We start from the raw sequence: 15,463 nt of genomic DNA, 5'->3' as shown, positions 1-15,463 counted from the left end.
ATGGGTAATCAGGAGGCGGCGGTGCATTAATCGACCGAGTTCTACCACCGGGGTGCTGAGTCACCTCAACCGCTGCTGAAGAACATTGACCCCCAGGTCAGACCGTCGCGGATAAATGTCTAGGCTCCTACTGGCCTTCGTGGCCTCACTGTAATCGACATTTCGCGAGCTCACCCAATGTTGGCCAGAAGCAAATAGTGCTTCCTCGAATAGGCCTGATACATAGATGCAACCGGGTAGCAGTGTTCAAAAGCGTGTTGACAGGGTGGGCGAGTCCATACATAGGAGCCGGCTTGCCGGCGATAGCGTCCGTTCAGGCAATGATTAACTTCAGGTCGTCGCCTTGTGCAAGGTCGCCAGAAACCCCGCCGCGCCGACAAACAAACCGGCAAAGGTGCGGTTCATCCGGCGCTGCTGCTTGGGCGTGCGCAACAGACGCAGGACCTTGGCCGCCAGGCCCGTGTAACCGGCCATGACAATCATGTCGACGGCGATCATGGTCACGCCGAGGATCAGGTACTGATGCACCAGCGGTGCATGTGGATCGATGAACTGCGGCAGCACCGCCAGCATGAAGACCAGAGCCTTGGGGTTGCTGACGTTCACCAGGAATCCACGGAACATCAAGGTCAGCGGCTTGCCGACCGGGCGAATCGTGGACTCTTCGGCCATGTTGCTGGGCAACGCACGCCATTGCTTGACCGCGAGGTACACCAGGTAGACCACGCCGAACCACTTGATGGCATAGAAGGCCGAGGAAGAGGTCGCCAGGATCGCCCCAACGCCCGCGGCAATCACCGCGATCTGCGCCGCCAGGCCCAGTTGCAGGCCAAGAGCATTCCAGTAGCCACGCAGGAAACCGTATTGCAGGCCGCTGGACATCGAGGCGATGGCGCCAGCACCTGGGGATAGGCTGATGACCCAGCACGCGGCAAAAAAGGCCAGCCATGTCTCAAGCAGCATCATGCACCTCGGATATAGAGAGTTGTTACAAACCTCTAAGCTAATCCGTGGGCGTGAAATTGACTATCGTTTTTTGTCGGACAGACAGCCCACAAACGAACACCGCGCTGCGTGGGAGCCGGCTTGCTGGCGATGACAGCCGATCAGGCGATGCAAGGCTCACTGACCTCATCGCCGGCAAGCCAGCGCCTACAAGGATGCGGTGTTTTCAAGAGCGCATCAGGACAGCGCTTCCAGCTCCGCCTGCATGCTTTCCAGCAGTTCCAGAGCTTCCATCCACGCCTCTTCCAGCTGGGACTCGCGCACTTTCAACTTAGCCTGTTCGGCCAGCAGATCACGTAGCTCATCCTTGCGCGCCGCCTCGTAGACCGCGCTGTCACCCAGGCTCGCCTCGATCTTCGCCAGCTTCTCGTGCAGCTTGCCCAACTCGGCTTCAAGCTTGTCGGCTTCACGCTTGTGCGGCGCCAGCTGCTGACGCAACGCGGCGGCCTGCTGGCGCTGAGCTTTCTTGTCGGTCTTGTCGAGATTGACCGGGGTGTTGCTCACCGGCGCATTGCGCTGGCGGTACTCGACCAGCCAGCGCGCGTAGTCTTCCAGATCGCCGTCGAACTCTTCGACCTTGCCGTCGGCCACCAGGTAGAAATTATCCGTGGTGCTCTTGAGCAGATGACGGTCGTGAGAGACCACCAGCACCGCGCCGCTGAATTCCTGCAAGGCCATGGTCAGCGCCAGGCGCATTTCCAGGTCAAGGTGGTTGGTCGGTTCGTCGAGCAACAACAGGTTCGGCCGTTCCCAGGCGATCAAGGCCAACGCCAGGCGGGCCTTCTCACCACCGGAGAAGTTCAGCACCGGTTCGTCGATGCGCGCGCCACGGAAGTCGAAACCACCGAGGAAGTCGCGCAGGGTCTGCTCACGCTCGGTCGGCGCCAGACGCTGCAGGTGCAGCAACGGGCTGGCCTTGGAGTCCAGCGAGTCGAGCTGGTGCTGGGCAAAGTAGCCGACCACGGTGTTTTCACCGCGGGTCATCCGTCCCGCCAACGGCGACAGCTCGCCGGCAAGGTTCTTGATCAGCGTCGACTTGCCCGCGCCGTTGGGGCCGAGCAGGCCGATCCGCGCGCCCGGAGTCAGCTGCAGCTTGACCTTCTCCAGGACGGTCTTGTCGCCATAACCCAGGCGCGCGTCGGACAGGTCGAGCAACGGGCTGGAGATCTTCTGCGACTCGCGGAACACAAAGTCGAACGGCGAATCGACGTGGGCCGCGGACAGCTCTTCCATCCGTTCCAGGGCCTTGATCCGGCTCTGGGCCTGGCGGGCCTTGGTGGCCTGGGCCTTAAAGCGGGCGATGTAGCTTTCCATGTGCGCACGCTGCGCCTGCTGTTTCTCGTAGGCCTGTTGCTGCTGGGCCAGACGCTCGGCGCGGGCGCGCTCGAAGGCGGTGTAGCCACCGCGATAGAGGGTGATCTTGCGCTGGTCGACATGGGCCACGTGATCGACCACTTCATCGAGGAAGTCACGGTCGTGGGAGATCAGCAACAAGGTACCGGGGTAACTTTTGAGCCAGTCTTCCAGCCAGATGATCGCGTCGAGGTCCAAGTGGTTGGTCGGCTCATCGAGCAGCAACAGGTCCGACGGGCACATCAGCGCCTGCGCCAGGTTCAGGCGCATCCGCCAACCACCGGAGAAGGCCGAGACCTGATGGTCCATCTGCTCATTGGTGAAACCGAGACCCGCCAGCAGCTTGCGCGCGCGCGCATCGGCGGTGTAACCATCGGCGCTGTCGAGCTCCGAGTGCAGACGGGCCTGGGCGGCACCGTCATGGGCCGCTTCGGCCGCCGCCAGGTCGTGTTGCACCTGGCGCAGGCGCACGTCACCATCGAGCACGTAGTCGACCGCCAGGCGTTCGAGGGTATCGACCTCCTGGCGCATGTGAGCGATACGCCAATCGGCCGGCAAGAAGCAATCACCCGAGTCCGGGTGCAGCTCGCCCCGCAGCAGGGCGAACAGGCTGGATTTGCCGGCGCCGTTGGCACCGATCAGGCCGGCTTTGTGGCCGGCGTGCAGGGTCAGCTCGGCGTCTTCTAGCAGACGTTGCGGGCCACGCTGTAAAGTCAGGTTCTGAAGTCGAATCATAATGGCGGCGGAGTCTACCAGCTTCCCTCGCAACTGGCGCGGATCTCACCATGCATGCTGACCTGTGGACGTTTTCCCTGAACACCTACGCCAAACCCGGCGTTGAACAGACCTGTCTGGCGCTACAGGCGCAGGGGGCGAATGTCTGCCTGCTGCTCTGCGCCGCCTGGCTGGGCCAGCGCGGAGTACGCTGCGAGGCTGAGCGCGCGCGGCAATTACAGGCACTCGCCGAGCCCTGGCACAACCAGGTGGTGCAGCCGCTACGACAGTTGCGCAGGCAATGGCGCAACGCGGCCTCGGAGGACGTCGAGCTGAAGGTGCTGAGGGATCAGGTCAAGGCATTGGAACTGGCCGCCGAGCAGCAGCTATTGCAGCGACTGGAAGCGTTGGGGCGGGATTGGCCAGAGGTGGGCGCGGAAGATCTGGCCGCGTGGCTGGAGGCTGTCACCCGCCAGGCCGCACGACTGAATAGCGACGCGCTGCGGCAGCTGCGCGTCGCGGTGAGCCAGGCTTAGGAAGCGCTGCTCGGGGTAACGGCAGGTGCCACAGGCGTTGGCGCAGTCGGAGCAGCTGGAGCAGCGGCTGGCGCGATCTGGGCAGGCGCTGCCGGCTTGGCGGCGCTCACAGCAGGCTTTACGGCCGCTGGCTTTGCGGCGGCAGGCTTGGCAGCGGCCGGTTTAGCAGCAACAGGTTTTGCGGCGGGCTTGGCGGCGGCTGGTTTGGCAGCGGCAGCTTTTGCAGCAGGCTTGGCGGCAGCCGGTTTAGCAGCAACAGGTTTTGCGGCTGGCTTGGCGGCAGCTGGTTTGGCAGCGGCAGCTTTTGCGGCTGGCTTGGCGGCAGCCGGTTTAGCAGCAACAGGTTTTGCGGCTGGCTTGGCGGCAGCGGGCTTGGCAGCGACAACTTTTGCAGCAGGCTTGGCGGCAGCTGGTTTAGCAGCAGCAGCTTTTGCAGCAGGCTTGACGGCAGCTGGTTTGGCAGCGGCAACTTTTGCAGCAGGCTTGGCGGCAGCTGGTTTGGCAGCGGCAGCTTTTGCAGCAGGCTTGGCGGCGACTGGTTTGGCAGCAGCAACTTTTGCAGCAGGCTTGGCGGCAGCTGGTTTAGCAGCAGCTACTTTTGCAGCAGACTTGGCGGCAACTGGTTTGGCAGCAGCAACTTTTGCAGCAGGCTTGGCGGCAACCGCTTTAGCAGCGGCTGGCTTGGCAGCGCGAGTCGACAGCGCCTTGGTGACAGCCTCTTTCACACGACCAACACCCTGGGCCAGTTTCAGGCTTTCCTGGGCATCGCGCTTGAGTTGCAGGATGTAGCCACGGGTGTCCGACTGGCTGGCTTTCAGCTTGTCCAGCAACTCTTCGAGCTCACCGACCGCGCTCTTGGCCTTGGCTTGTGCCTTGGCTTTTCCGGCAGTCGCCGAGTCCTGCAATTTGGTGCGAGCCTTGTGCAATTTTTCCTGGGCTTTACCGCGTTGCTTTTCCAATTTAGCGAGCAGTTTTTCAGCATCAGCCAAGGCTTGGGTGCAGGCAGTTTCCAGATGTTCGAGCAGGCTGCCCGACAACTGTTGGAGCAAATGCAACGGAGTATTTACGGGCTTCTTGGTGGCCGACATGGTGTACCTCCTGACTGACGTGAATGCGGCTCATACTAGCCCTCTGGGACTACCGCCGCTAGGGCATGTTGACAGTATCGAAGGGCCTGCGTTGCATGCGCTGAAAAATGCTTCTTCAACAACCCGCTCGGAGCACTGGCATAATCCCCAACACCTGAGGTCGGAGAGTGCTTATGCCGCGTTATTTTCTGCTGTCACTGTGTGTTTTCTGGCCGCTTGCGCAAGCCGCGCCAGAGGTCGCGAACGACGACGCTCACGACCTCGCCTACAGCCTCGGCGCCAGCCTCGGCGAGCGTCTGCGCCAGGATGCTCCGGACCTGCAGATCAAGGCTTTGCTCGACGGTTTGAAGCAGGCTTACCAGGGCAAGCCGCTGGCCTTGAAGGACGAACGCATTCAACAGATTCTCGCCGCTCACGATGCCCAGGTCGCTCAAGAGGCGGCCAAACCACAGAGCGAAACTGCCCTGGAAGCCGAGCGAAAATTCCTCGTTGAAGAGAAGACCAAACCCGGCGTCCAGGAATTGGCCGACGGTATCCTGATGACCGAACTGACCCCCGGCAGCGGCGAAAAAGTCGCGGCCAACGGCAAGGTCCAGGTGCGCTACGTCGGACGCCTGCCCAATGGCACGGTGTTCGATCAGAACCGACAGCCGCAGTGGTTTCGCCTGGACAGTGTGATCAATGGCTGGCGCACGGCTTTGCCACAGATGCCCGTCGGTGCGAAATGGCGCCTGGTACTGCCCTCGGCACAGGCCTATGGCGCGGACGGTGCCGGCGACCTTATCGCGCCTTACACACCGCTGGTGTTCGAGATCGAGCTGCTCGGCGTGGCCAGCTGACAGGCGCCGCCACAATGAAAAACGGTGCGCCTGAGCGCACCGTTTTCATGTGTAGCGATCGGCATCAGGCCTGGGCTTCAGCCTTTTCCTTGTGGGCCGTATGCAGCACTTCGATCAGGCAGTCTTCCAGCTCGAAGCGCTCGTGAAGCAAGCCGCCCAGCTCCTGGAACTTATGCGCCACGCACTGGCCTTCGTCGCACAGATCGTTAAAGGCCAGCAGCTTCTCGGTAATGACATCGATACGCGGGTAGATCGTCTCGGCCAGTTCCAAGCCGCGCTGGTCGCCAAAGGCCTTGGCCTCGCCGGTCAGCTGCTCGTAGATTTCAAAATGGCCAGCCGACACATAATCCACCAGCAGACCGCAGAACTCCTGCAAGGGCCCGGGATTCTGCGCCAGGGCACCCGGCTCGGCACCGAGGGCATCGTAGGCCCGCACGAGCTCGTGACGCTCCTTCAGCCAGCGATCAATCAGCAGGTGCACTCCACCCCAGCGTTCCTGAGCATTCCGACAACTTTCGAGCATGGTGATCTCTTCCCTTCTGGGTCATGCCGACCGATGCCCCGAGCACCTCGAGGCTCCTGACTTGGCCAAACAGAACAGCTGATTGCAATAACGCGATGCGGGCCAGATTATGCCCGCTCGACACCTGCTTCAAGGTACGCAGGAGAGAAAGTTCATACAAGTGTTTAATCCGGAGCTCGACTGCCGGTTACTTCTGCGTCCCACCCGCCACCGAATCCGGCCCCGCCAGCTGATAGATCATCAGTAGGCTCATGCCCACGAAAGCCAGCAGGCTCCACTCGGGAATGCTCAAGTCGAAGAGGGTCCACTGGATCTGCGCGCACTCGGCCGTGGCCCGGAACATCAGCTTGAACGCCTCGAGGGGCGGTACTTGCTGGATCAGGCAATGCAGGTCGGGCTGGCAGATCATCAACTGCTCGGCCGGCACGCGCTGCAGCAAGACCTGTCGCGCCGCCGTGGCGGCACCGGCCAGGGCCAGCAACAGGCTCAGGCCGCCATAGATCCAACGGCCGATGCGACCCGGACCGTGCAACATCGCCGTCAGGCAGACCAGGCAGAACCCGGCGAGAAAGAAACGCTGGACGATACACAGTGAACAAGGCTCCAGCCCGGTCACACGCTCCAGGTACAGCGACGCCCCCATGACCAGGGCACCTGTCAACAAGGCCAGGGAGAACAGAGAACGTGAGCGGGCCAAGAACATGGCTTATCCGTAACAGGAGAGACAGGCAGTTACGGTAGAGGAAAGCCCTTGGCCCTTTCAAGGCGAGCCAGAGCAGACAATTCCTTAAGCCTGTAAGGAATTACCGACGGACATCCTATGAAACCATTAATCCAACAGTAGGAATCAGACTTCGCCAGGGAGAGGGAAGCATCCTGACACGCAAAGACGGGATGCCTGCAACCGCACCCCGTCCCCCTGCCCCCTTCACACCGGCAGTGGCGAGGCCAGCAAACGCTTGTCCAACAGGCCCAGGCCTTCCTGGAACAACTGGTTGCTGCGCTCGGTGTCACCCAGCTGGGCGAGCAATCGCGCCAGCTCCGCACAGGCTTCAGGATGGCGCTGCACCCGCAGGCTGCTTTCCAGGTAGTCGCGGGCCTTGCCCCACAGACTGTTTTGCAGACTCAGGCGCCCGAGTGTCAGCAACAGGCTGGCATCCTCCGGATGGTCTTTCAACCAGCCTTCCGCGGTCTGCAACTGCCGGGCCGGGTCACGCCCGCGCAACAAGCCGTACAAACGTGCCAGATGGCTGTCGTACTGGCGCTTGAGCGCCTCACGCAGTGCTTCTTCGGCCTGGATGTCGGCACCGAGCTGACGCAACTGCTCGGCATAGGCCAGCACCAATGGCGGCTCCTGGCGCTGCGCCGAACTCAATTGTTGCCAGGCCCGATCCAGCGCGTGCAGACCCGCTTCGCCCTCTTCGCGCTGGGCCGCCAAGCTCAGGTTCTCACCCCAGGCACGGCGCTCCAGCTCGGCCAATTCAGCCTTTGCCAGCACCTTGTCCTTGCGCAACTCCGGCAACAGGCGGATCAGCGCCGGCCAGTCGCCGCGCTGCTGATACAGGCGCTGCAACTGACGCAGGACCTGGATGCTGTGGGGATGGCGCTCATGCATGGCTTGCAGGGTATTCAGCGCCCCGTCGCTGTCGCCACGGTCCACTTGCAACTGCGCGTGACTGAGGGCAATCGCCAACTCAGCCTGGGGCTGGCGGTCGAGGGCACGTTCCAGCAGGCTGTCGCATTCCTCGTACTTGCCTTGCTCATTGGCGGCCCGCGCCGCGCCGAGGTAGTACAGCAGCGGCTGGCGCTCAGCTTCGGCGGCCCGCTGCAAATGGCGCTGGGCACTGGCCCAACGGCCTTCGGCCAGGTCCATCTGGCCCTGCTCGATGGCGATTTGGGTACGCCGGCTGCGATTGCGCCGCGACCAGGGATTGGCCACCGAGCCCGACGTGGTCACCAACACCACCAGGAATTTCACCAGCCACAGCACCAGCCATGCCAGCAGCAGCACGGCCAGGAAGGCCCACAGGCTCGACTCGTAACGGAAGCTGTCATAGGCGATCAGGACGTAGCCCGCGTGCCGCGAGATCGCATAGCCAAGGCCCGCCGCAATGGCGACGACCAGCAACAGGATCAGGAAGAAACGCTTCATGGGCTGGTCTCCTCGGCCGGGGTCGCGCTCGGGCTGACCGGGGTCTCGATCTCGACATGCCGCCGCTCGAGATAGGCCTGCACCGCCGCCAGGGTCCCGGCCAGATCAGGCGTGAGCACGGTCACCGGCTGTTTGCTCAGCTCGGCCAGGCGCTCGATCATGATCTTGCTCTGCGGGTTGTCCACATTGAAACCGCCGGTCAGCACGTCGCGGGCCTCGGTCAAGGCCTGGGTGTAGACCCCGGCCTGACCGTTCAACGCGGCCCATTGGGCCTGCTCCAGGGCCAGGCTGAGGGCCAGGCGGACCTGCGCCAGGCTCTGCCCGGCCAGCAACGGCCGGATGTTCTTGTTGGCGTTGAAGTCGATACGGATATAGCGCGAAATCTCATCCCACCATACGGCCCAACGGCTGGCGCCATCACCGTCGGCGGTCAGGCCAAGCAAGGAATCGCCGCGATCCTTGTACTCCGGCGCCAGCTCGTTGAGCAGGGGCAGTTGGTCGCGCAAGGCGCCCAGTTGCAGGAACAGGCCGGTGCGATCCGGTTGCGCGGTGCTGCGCAACGCCGCGAGGCTCTTGGCCACCTGCTCGCGGGCGGCAAAGGAGCCCGGGTCGTTCTGTTCACGCAGGATATCGTCGGCACCCTGCACCAGGGCCAGGGCGCTGGTGATGTCCTGCAAGGCCGACAAGCGCAGGCTGGCCAGGCGCAGCAGGTGCTCGGCCTCGGCCAGGCGCCAGTCCTTGCGGCTGGCCCCCAGCACGCTCTCCAGCCGCTGACTCAGGCGCTGTTGATCACCCTGCAGCTGCGTTACCAGGCGTCGGCGCTCCTCCAGTTCGGCGGCCCCCGGCAACTGGTCCAGGCGCGAGGCCAACTGCTGTTCGCTCAGCTTGAGGGACTGAGCCTGGTTGCCCAGGTCTTGCATCTGCCCGGTCTGCTGTTGATGGTTGGCTTGCAGGTTGCGCACCTGCCAGACACCCCAGCCGCCCGCCGCCGCGCCAGCGGCGCCGAGCAACAGGGCGAGGAGCGCCAGGCCATTACCACGGCGCGCCACTGGCGCCACCGGCGGTTGAACCGGGGTATCGACCACCGGCTGGGCTTGTTCTTTCGGCAAGGCTGTTTCGCTCACGTGTCCATCCTTTGCATTCTAGAGAGCGGGTACGGGATGCTCCCGCAACGCCGCTAGCAAAGCCGTGGCGCTGGCACCACGACAATCCACCACATATTGGGCCCCCGCGGCGCGCGCCATCTCGGCCACCCGCGGGCTTGGAACAAACAACGGCAGGCGCGCCAGCTCCGGCCAGGCTGTCGCCGCCAGCTGGTGCAGGTGCTCAAAACCCTGCCCACTGCTGACCACCAGGGCGTTCAGGTGTTCCGCCGCGACACGCTGGGCGAGGATACCCGCGGCGTACTCGGGCAAACGCCGCCGGTACAACTCAAGGTAGTCGACACTAGCACCCTGGCTCCGCAAACGCTCGGCCAGCAGCTCGCGTCCGCCCTCGCCACGCAGGATCAATACCCGCGGCTCGGGGCGCGCCAGCGCCTGTTGCAACGCCGGTAAGGCGAGCAAGGCCTCACTGTCGTCGCCCTCGCCCGGATAAGCAACCTCGAGGCCGTAATCGGCGAGGATCCGCGCGGTCGCGGCGCCGACCGTGAACCATGGCAGGAACGGCGGCTGCGGCCAATACTGGTCCACCAGCTCGACCGCCAGGCGCGCCGCCGGCTTGCTGACCACGATCACTGCATGGTAGTGGGCCAGATCGTAGATCATCGCCCGCCCGGCACCGTCGAGAGGCAAGGGCTCGATGTCCAGCAACGGCAGGCTGCTGCTGAACACCCCGGCAGCCGCCAAGGCGCTCGCCAACTCGGCCGATTCTGACGCCGGCCGAGTCAACAACAGGCGCCAACCACTCACTCTTCGCCAGCCTCGCCGTAGACCGCCTGGAGAATCGCATCCGCGCCCTGGGCCAGCAGCGCTTGCGCAACCTGCACGCCGAGGGCCTGGGCATCGCCTCGCGGTGCCCGGGCATCGGCGCTGAGCAACAGGCCGCCCTTGGGATCACCGACCAGTCCGCGCAGCCAGATCTGCTCGCCTTCCAGCACCGCGTAACAGGCAATCGGCACCTGGCAACCACCATTCAAATGCTTGTTCAAGGCGCGCTCGGCGGTGACCCGCACGGCGGTATCGGCATGGTGCAACGGCGCCAGCAGCGCATGGATCTCAGCGTCGGCGCTGCGGCACTCGATGCCCACCGCGCCCTGGCCACCAGCCGGCAGGCTGTCTTCGACACTGATGGCCGAGGTGATACGGTCTTCAAAGCCAAGACGGATCAGGCCGGCCGCGGCGAGGATAATCGCGTCATATTCGCCGGCGTCCAGCTTGGCCAGGCGGGTATTGACGTTGCCGCGCAGGAAACGGATCTGCAGGTCGGGCCGGCGGGTCAGCAGTTGCGCCTGGCGGCGCAGGCTTGAGGTGCCGACCACGCTGCCGGCCGGCAGCTCGTCAAGACTGGCGAAGGTATTGGAAACGAAAGCATCGCGCGGGTCTTCGCGCTCGCAGATGCAGAACAGGCCGAGCCCTTCGGGAAAATCCATCGGCACGTCTTTCATCGAATGCACGGCGATGTCGGCCTCATGCTCGAGCAGCGCGGTTTCCAATTCCTTGACGAACAGCCCCTTGCCGCCGATTTTCGACAGCGGCGAGTCGAGCAGCTTGTCGCCGCGACTGACCATGGGCACGAGGATGACCGACAAACCGGGATGAGCCTGTTCCAGGCGGGCCTTGACGTATTCGGCCTGCCACAGGGCCAGCGCGCTTTTACGGGTAGCGATGCGGATTTCGCGAGAAGACATGGATCGATCCGTACTGAATAGATACGGCAGATAATAACAGCTCGGCCCGGCCCGCTTTGACTTGTATCAGCCAATAAGCGGCCTCCCTGGCCTGGATATACCGGGTTGACGGTACCTTGCGCCTCGCGCAAGGCACGAACTAAAGCTGTTGCATCATCTTGCGCACGCCGGCGACATGGCGTCGACTGACGATCAGCGCTTCACCGCCCAGGCCCTTGAGGAACAGCTGGAAATGCCCCAACGGCGTGCGTTGCAGGCGCTCGATGCGTTCGCGGGCCACCAGGGCGTTGCGATGAATACGCACAAAGCGGTCGCCGAACTCGTCTTCCAGGGCCTTTAACGGCTCGTCCAGCAGCACCTCGCCACCCTCGTGGCGCAGGGTCACGTACTTGTGGTCGGCGATGAAGTAGATCACCTGGTCCAGCGGAATCAGCTCGATGCCCTTGCGGGTACGGGCGCTGATATGCGTGCGCGGACCGCTGCCGGATTCGGCGGCGGGGCGTGTCAGGGCCGCCAGTTGCACGCGATTGGGACGCTCGGCCTTCTTCAGCGCTTCGAGCAGGTGCTCGGCGCGCACGGGCTTGACCAGGTAACCCACGGCGCTGACCTGGAAAGCCTCCAGGGCAAACTCGTCATGGGCGGTGCAGAACACCACGGCGGGCGGTGCCTCGCGCTCGCACAACCGCGCCGCTACTTGCAGGCCGTCGAGGCCGGGCATGCGGATATCGAGCAGGACCACATCGGGCCTGAGGCTGTCGATCAGGGACAATGCCTCTTCGCCATTGGTGGCGCTGGGCTCCAGGACACTGTAACCCTCGAGTTCGCCGAGCAAACGGCTCAGGCGCTCGCGGGCCAGGGGTTCGTCATCAACGATCAGGACATTCATATTGCACTGGATTCCTGCGTGAGTCTCGCACAAGGATAGCGCAGACAGGTGAAGTGACGACCGTCACGGCGATCCACGCTAAGACTAGCGCGAGGCCCGAAAAGTGCCGTAAGTCGAGCACCGATATTTGCCAGTGCCGATTGAGTACCGCTCGACACCAGCCGCGGTGCGGCATCGTCGTAGGGATTGCTGATACACAATATGAACTCTCCCTCTTTGTAGTCGGCTTCGACCCTGACCACGCCGCCTTCGATGCGCGGTGCGATGCCGTAGATCAGAGCGTTTTCCAACAGTGGTTGCAAGGTTAATTGCGGGATCGGCAAATCCTCTGGAATTGTGCCCACCCTCCAGTCCAACTGTAGACGGTTGCCAAGACGATATTGCTCAATCGACAAATATCGTTGCGCTAATTCCAGCTCGTCACGCCATGACAGCAAGTTGCCGGGTTTGGCCAGGCTGGCGCGGAACAGGTCGGACAGATCCAGCACGGCCTGCTCGGCCTGGCGCGGATCGCTCGCCACCAGGCTGACGATGCTGTTCAGGCTGTTGAACAGAAAGTGCGGGCGGATCCTCGCCTGCAAGGCCTCGATCCGCGCCTGCAACTCCGCCTGCTGTTGGCGACGCCACTGACTCTGCAAGTAAAAGTAGCGCAACATCAGGGCCGACATAATGAGGCTGATCAAGCCATGGCGCAGATAGCGCCCGGCCGTGCCCCCGGCCGAGGGCGGACCGGCCAGGGCGAAATACTCGGTCAGGCCGGTGCAGGCCAGACTCAGCCCGACCACCAGGGCACAGCACAACACGCCGGCCAGCCCCGGGCGCAAGCGCGCCAGCCAGGCCCGCGCGCCACACAACAACGCCGCCGACAACAGCACGAGCCACTGCACATACAAGGAGGTCAGTGCCAGACGCACCCAGTCGAAACCGACGGGCATCGGTTCGGCCAGCACCAGCACCATCACCAGCAACTCGGCCAGCACCACCAGCACCAGCAGCGCCTCGGGCAGGCAGAGTTCCGGGAGGAAGAATTCCTGGGTCGCGGGCGCATCACGCCCCTCGTTCGATCGTGAAATAGGCATGAGCCCAGTCTCTGCGCCCGCGCCCACGTCGACAAGCCGTTCGACAGATTCGGTCGAAATATAATCCGCCAGTAGCGCAAACCCATCTTGTGGGCGCTGGCCGGCTGACGGGCATCGACGCAACCCTGTTATGATCGGCGACGACTTTTCCGGCAACCCACTTTCAGCAGATCACGAGCGAATCCATGAGCACCGACAAGACCAATCAGTCCTGGGGCGGCCGCTTCAGTGAACCCGTCGACGCCTTCGTCGCACGCTTCACCGCCTCCGTCACGTTCGACCAGCGCCTCTATCGCCACGACATCATGGGCTCCATCGCCCACGCCACGATGCTGGCCAAGGTCGGCGTACTGACCGATGCCGAACGCGACAGCATCGTCGCGGGCCTGACCACCATCCAGGGCGAAATCGAGGCCGGTAACTTCGACTGGCGCGTGGACCTGGAAGACGTGCACATGAATATCGAAGCGCGCCTGACCGACCGCATCGGCGTCACCGGCAAGAAGCTGCACACCGGGCGCAGCCGCAACGACCAGGTGGCCACCGATATCCGCCTGTGGCTGCGCGACGAAATCGACCTGATCCTGGCTGAAATCACCCGCCTGCAAAAAGGCCTGCTGGAACAGGCCGAGCGCGAATCCGGCAGCATCATGCCCGGCTTCACCCACCTGCAGACCGCCCAGCCGGTGACCTTCGGGCACCATATGCTGGCCTGGTTCGAAATGCTCAGCCGCGACTACGAGCGCCTGGTCGACTGCCGCAAGCGCACCAACCGCATGCCCCTGGGCAGCGCAGCGCTGGCCGGCACCACCTACCCGATCGACCGTGAATATACCGCCCAACTGCTGGGTTTCGACGCGGTCGGCGGCAACTCCCTGGACAACGTCTCGGATCGTGACTTCGCCATCGAGTTCTGCTCGGCGGCCAGCATCGCGATGATGCACCTGTCGCGTTTCTCCGAAGAGCTGGTGCTGTGGACCAGCGCGCAGTTCCAGTTCATCGACCTGCCGGACCGCTTCTGCACCGGCAGCTCGATCATGCCCCAGAAGAAGAACCCGGACGTGCCGGAGCTGGTACGCGGCAAGACCGGCCGGGTGTTCGGCGCGCTGATGGGCCTGCTGACCCTGATGAAGGGCCAACCGCTGGCCTACAACAAGGACAACCAGGAAGACAAGGAACCGCTGTTCGACGCCGCCGACACCCTGCGCGATTCGCTGCGGGCGTTTGCCGACATGATCCCGGCGATCAAACCCAAGCACACCATCATGCGCGAAGCGGCGCTGCGTGGTTTCTCCACCGCGACCGACCTGGCGGACTACCTGGTGCGGCGCGGCCTGCCGTTCCGTGATTGCCACGAGATCGTCGGCCATGCGGTGAAATACGGCGTGGAAACCGGCAAGGACCTGGCGGAAATGAGCCTGGAAGAATTGCGCAAGTTCAGCGACCAGATCGATGAAGACGTGTTTGCGGTGTTGACCCTGGAAGGTTCAGTCAATGCCCGCAACCATATCGGCGGGACGGCACCGGCACAGGTGAAGTTGGCCGTTGCGCGCGGCCAGGCGTTGCTCGCCAGCCGCTGATCCCTGTGCAGGAGCCGGCTTGCCGGCGATGAGGCCTGCAAGCCTTGCATTAATCTTGCGGGCGCCATCGCCAGCAAGCCGGCTCCCACAGAACCGTGTGTCACCGCGAGATACCGTCGGGCCCCGCTCCTTGTAGGAGCCGGCTTGCCGGCGATGGCGCCCTGATGAGCGCCACAAAACTATTTCTTGGCCGCAATCATCGCCAGGAACGCCGGCATCCCCGCGTCCTTGTCCGCGGCGATCCGCTGCACATTCGGCCATTGCTGCAAGCGTTCGAGCAGCGCCCTGGCCTCAGGCATCCCCTCCAGCAAATCGATCCCGAACAGCTTCTGACCGACCGCGCAGGCCAGGTCGACGCTGTAGAGAAAGTAGATATCCGCCACGCTGAACTCGCTGCCCGCCACATAAGGACCGAACGTGCCATGACGCTTGAGCGAGGCGAAGCCCAGCAGCAATTCGGCCCGGGTCTTTTCCTTGATCGCCTCCGGCACCGGCATCCCGAAGAAAGCTTCAGCGAACGACGCCCGCGCCGGCAACTCGATGTACAACTCGATTTCCTTGGCCAGCGCCAACACCCGGGCACGCTGGAAGGGATCGGCCGGCAACAGCTTCGGCCCCGGCTGGGTGTCATCCAGATAGGGCAGGATCACCGCGGTTTCGTTGATAAACCCCTGTTCGACACCTAGCACCGGGACCTTGCCCCGCGGGCTGATCGCCAGGGCCTCCGGGGTCTGCCCGGCATAGAACGGCACTTCCTCGAAAGGCAGGCCCTTTTCCAACAACGCCAGCTTGACCATGTTGTAGTAGTTGCTGACCGCGAATCCATAAAGTTTGAGCATCACAAAGCCTCCAGGCCGTGC

General features: G+C 63.4%; 15 protein-coding genes. 3 read left to right on the top strand and 12 right to left on the bottom strand.

Translation table 11 applies throughout. The annotated features are described in order from the left end of the window. Positions 1–330 precede the first annotated feature (330 nt). Positions 331–963, bottom strand: coding sequence for a LysE family transporter (locus tag AC07VG_RS18205; RefSeq protein ID WP_495000058.1), 633 nt, complete (start codon positions 961–963; stop codon positions 331–333). Positions 964–1,182: 219 nt separating this feature from the next. Continuing rightward, positions 1,183–3,093: an ATP-binding cassette domain-containing protein gene (locus AC07VG_RS18200; RefSeq protein WP_495000059.1), complete on the bottom strand. Its 1,911-nt coding sequence runs from the start codon at positions 3,091–3,093 to the stop codon at positions 1,183–1,185. A 50-nt stretch (positions 3,094–3,143) separates the two neighbouring features. On the opposite strand from AC07VG_RS18200, the gene AC07VG_RS18195 reads away from it, so the two are divergent. Beyond that, on the top strand, positions 3,144–3,608 hold the full coding sequence (locus AC07VG_RS18195; RefSeq protein ID WP_495000060.1) for a TIGR02444 family protein: 465 nt from the start codon (positions 3,144–3,146) through the stop codon (positions 3,606–3,608). Here AC07VG_RS18195 and AC07VG_RS18190 read toward each other — a convergent pair. Next, positions 3,605–4,696 carry an AlgP family protein gene (locus AC07VG_RS18190; RefSeq protein WP_495021632.1) on the bottom strand — a complete coding sequence of 364 codons (1,092 nt, stop codon included), beginning with the start codon at positions 4,694–4,696 and terminating at the stop codon, positions 3,605–3,607. The genes AC07VG_RS18195 and AC07VG_RS18190 overlap by 4 nt on opposite strands. A gap of 173 nt (positions 4,697–4,869) precedes the next feature. Here AC07VG_RS18190 and AC07VG_RS18185 point away from each other — a divergent pair, with 173 nt between their 5' ends. Further along, positions 4,870–5,535, top strand: coding sequence for an FKBP-type peptidyl-prolyl cis-trans isomerase (locus tag AC07VG_RS18185; protein ID WP_495021631.1), 666 nt, complete (start codon positions 4,870–4,872; stop codon positions 5,533–5,535). Between the two features lie 64 nt (positions 5,536–5,599). Here the strand turns inward: AC07VG_RS18185 and rsd are convergent, their stop codons facing one another. The 8 genes from rsd to AC07VG_RS18145 all read right to left on the bottom strand — a co-directional run bounded on the left by rsd (position 5,600) and on the right by AC07VG_RS18145 (position 13,023). After that, a complete protein-coding gene (gene rsd / locus AC07VG_RS18180) occupies positions 5,600–6,058 on the bottom strand; it encodes a sigma D regulator (protein ID WP_495000063.1) in 459 nt (152 codons plus the stop codon). Positions 6,059–6,245: 187 nt separating this feature from the next. Next, entirely contained in the window at positions 6,246–6,761 is a 516-nt protein-coding gene (locus AC07VG_RS18175; protein ID WP_495000064.1) for a disulfide bond formation protein B, read from the bottom strand. 225 nt (positions 6,762–6,986) lie between these two features. After that, positions 6,987–8,210, bottom strand: coding sequence for a heme biosynthesis HemY N-terminal domain-containing protein (locus tag AC07VG_RS18170; protein ID WP_495000065.1), 1,224 nt, complete (start codon positions 8,208–8,210; stop codon positions 6,987–6,989). Next, on the bottom strand, positions 8,207–9,334 hold the full coding sequence (locus tag AC07VG_RS18165) for a uroporphyrinogen-III C-methyltransferase (RefSeq protein WP_495021630.1): 1,128 nt from the start codon (positions 9,332–9,334) through the stop codon (positions 8,207–8,209). Before AC07VG_RS18165 ends, AC07VG_RS18170 begins: the two co-directional genes overlap by 4 nt. A gap of 18 nt (positions 9,335–9,352) precedes the next feature. Next, complete coding sequence (locus AC07VG_RS18160) at positions 9,353–10,120, bottom strand: uroporphyrinogen-III synthase (RefSeq protein ID WP_495000067.1); 768 nt, start codon at positions 10,118–10,120, stop codon at positions 9,353–9,355. After that, a complete protein-coding gene (gene hemC / locus AC07VG_RS18155) occupies positions 10,117–11,058 on the bottom strand; it encodes a hydroxymethylbilane synthase (protein ID WP_495000068.1) in 942 nt (313 codons plus the stop codon). Before hemC ends, AC07VG_RS18160 begins: the two co-directional genes overlap by 4 nt. A gap of 139 nt (positions 11,059–11,197) precedes the next feature. Further along, positions 11,198–11,944 carry a LytR/AlgR family response regulator transcription factor gene (locus AC07VG_RS18150; protein ID WP_495000069.1) on the bottom strand — a complete coding sequence of 249 codons (747 nt, stop codon included), beginning with the start codon at positions 11,942–11,944 and terminating at the stop codon, positions 11,198–11,200. Then, on the bottom strand, positions 11,941–13,023 hold the full coding sequence (locus tag AC07VG_RS18145) for a sensor histidine kinase (protein ID WP_495000070.1): 1,083 nt from the start codon (positions 13,021–13,023) through the stop codon (positions 11,941–11,943). The genes AC07VG_RS18150 and AC07VG_RS18145 overlap by 4 nt, the downstream gene beginning before the upstream one ends. 185 nt (positions 13,024–13,208) lie before the next feature. Here AC07VG_RS18145 and argH point away from each other — a divergent pair, with 185 nt between their 5' ends. Further along, entirely contained in the window at positions 13,209–14,603 is a 1,395-nt protein-coding gene (argH, locus tag AC07VG_RS18140; RefSeq protein WP_495021629.1) for an argininosuccinate lyase, read from the top strand. Between the two features lie 179 nt (positions 14,604–14,782). Here argH and AC07VG_RS18135 read toward each other — a convergent pair whose 3' ends face one another. Continuing rightward, positions 14,783–15,442, bottom strand: coding sequence for a glutathione S-transferase family protein (locus AC07VG_RS18135; protein WP_495000072.1), 660 nt, complete (start codon positions 15,440–15,442; stop codon positions 14,783–14,785). Between the last annotated feature and the right edge of the window lie 21 nt (positions 15,443–15,463).

This window comes from Pseudomonas sp. GW821-FHT03C07 (assembly GCF_059420925.1).
Note: the sequence above shows the minus strand (reverse complement) of the source record. Positions and strands in the feature narration are given on the sequence as shown.

Bases quoted from the DNA above. Each gene is read 5' to 3' on its own strand.
- AC07VG_RS18190 (WP_495021632.1), bottom strand. From the start codon at position 4,696: ATGTCGGCCACCAAGAAGCCCGTAAATACTCCGTTGCATTTGCTCCAA.
- AC07VG_RS18205 (WP_495000058.1), bottom strand. From the start codon at position 963: ATGCTGCTTGAGACATGGCTGGCCTTTTTTGCCGCGTGCTGGGTCATC.
- AC07VG_RS18185 (WP_495021631.1), top strand. From the start codon at position 4,870: ATGCCGCGTTATTTTCTGCTGTCACTGTGTGTTTTCTGGCCGCTTGCG.
- AC07VG_RS18195 (WP_495000060.1), top strand. From the start codon at position 3,144: ATGCATGCTGACCTGTGGACGTTTTCCCTGAACACCTACGCCAAACCC.
- AC07VG_RS18200 (WP_495000059.1), bottom strand. From the start codon at position 3,093: ATGATTCGACTTCAGAACCTGACTTTACAGCGTGGCCCGCAACGTCTG.
- argH (WP_495021629.1), top strand. From the start codon at position 13,209: ATGAGCACCGACAAGACCAATCAGTCCTGGGGCGGCCGCTTCAGTGAA.
- AC07VG_RS18145 (WP_495000070.1), bottom strand. From the start codon at position 13,023: ATGCCTATTTCACGATCGAACGAGGGGCGTGATGCGCCCGCGACCCAG.
- rsd (WP_495000063.1), bottom strand. From the start codon at position 6,058: ATGCTCGAAAGTTGTCGGAATGCTCAGGAACGCTGGGGTGGAGTGCAC.
- hemC (WP_495000068.1), bottom strand. From the start codon at position 11,058: ATGTCTTCTCGCGAAATCCGCATCGCTACCCGTAAAAGCGCGCTGGCC.
- AC07VG_RS18150 (WP_495000069.1), bottom strand. From the start codon at position 11,944: ATGAATGTCCTGATCGTTGATGACGAACCCCTGGCCCGCGAGCGCCTG.
- AC07VG_RS18175 (WP_495000064.1), bottom strand. From the start codon at position 6,761: ATGTTCTTGGCCCGCTCACGTTCTCTGTTCTCCCTGGCCTTGTTGACA.
- AC07VG_RS18135 (WP_495000072.1), bottom strand. From the start codon at position 15,442: ATGCTCAAACTTTATGGATTCGCGGTCAGCAACTACTACAACATGGTC.
- AC07VG_RS18170 (WP_495000065.1), bottom strand. From the start codon at position 8,210: ATGAAGCGTTTCTTCCTGATCCTGTTGCTGGTCGTCGCCATTGCGGCG.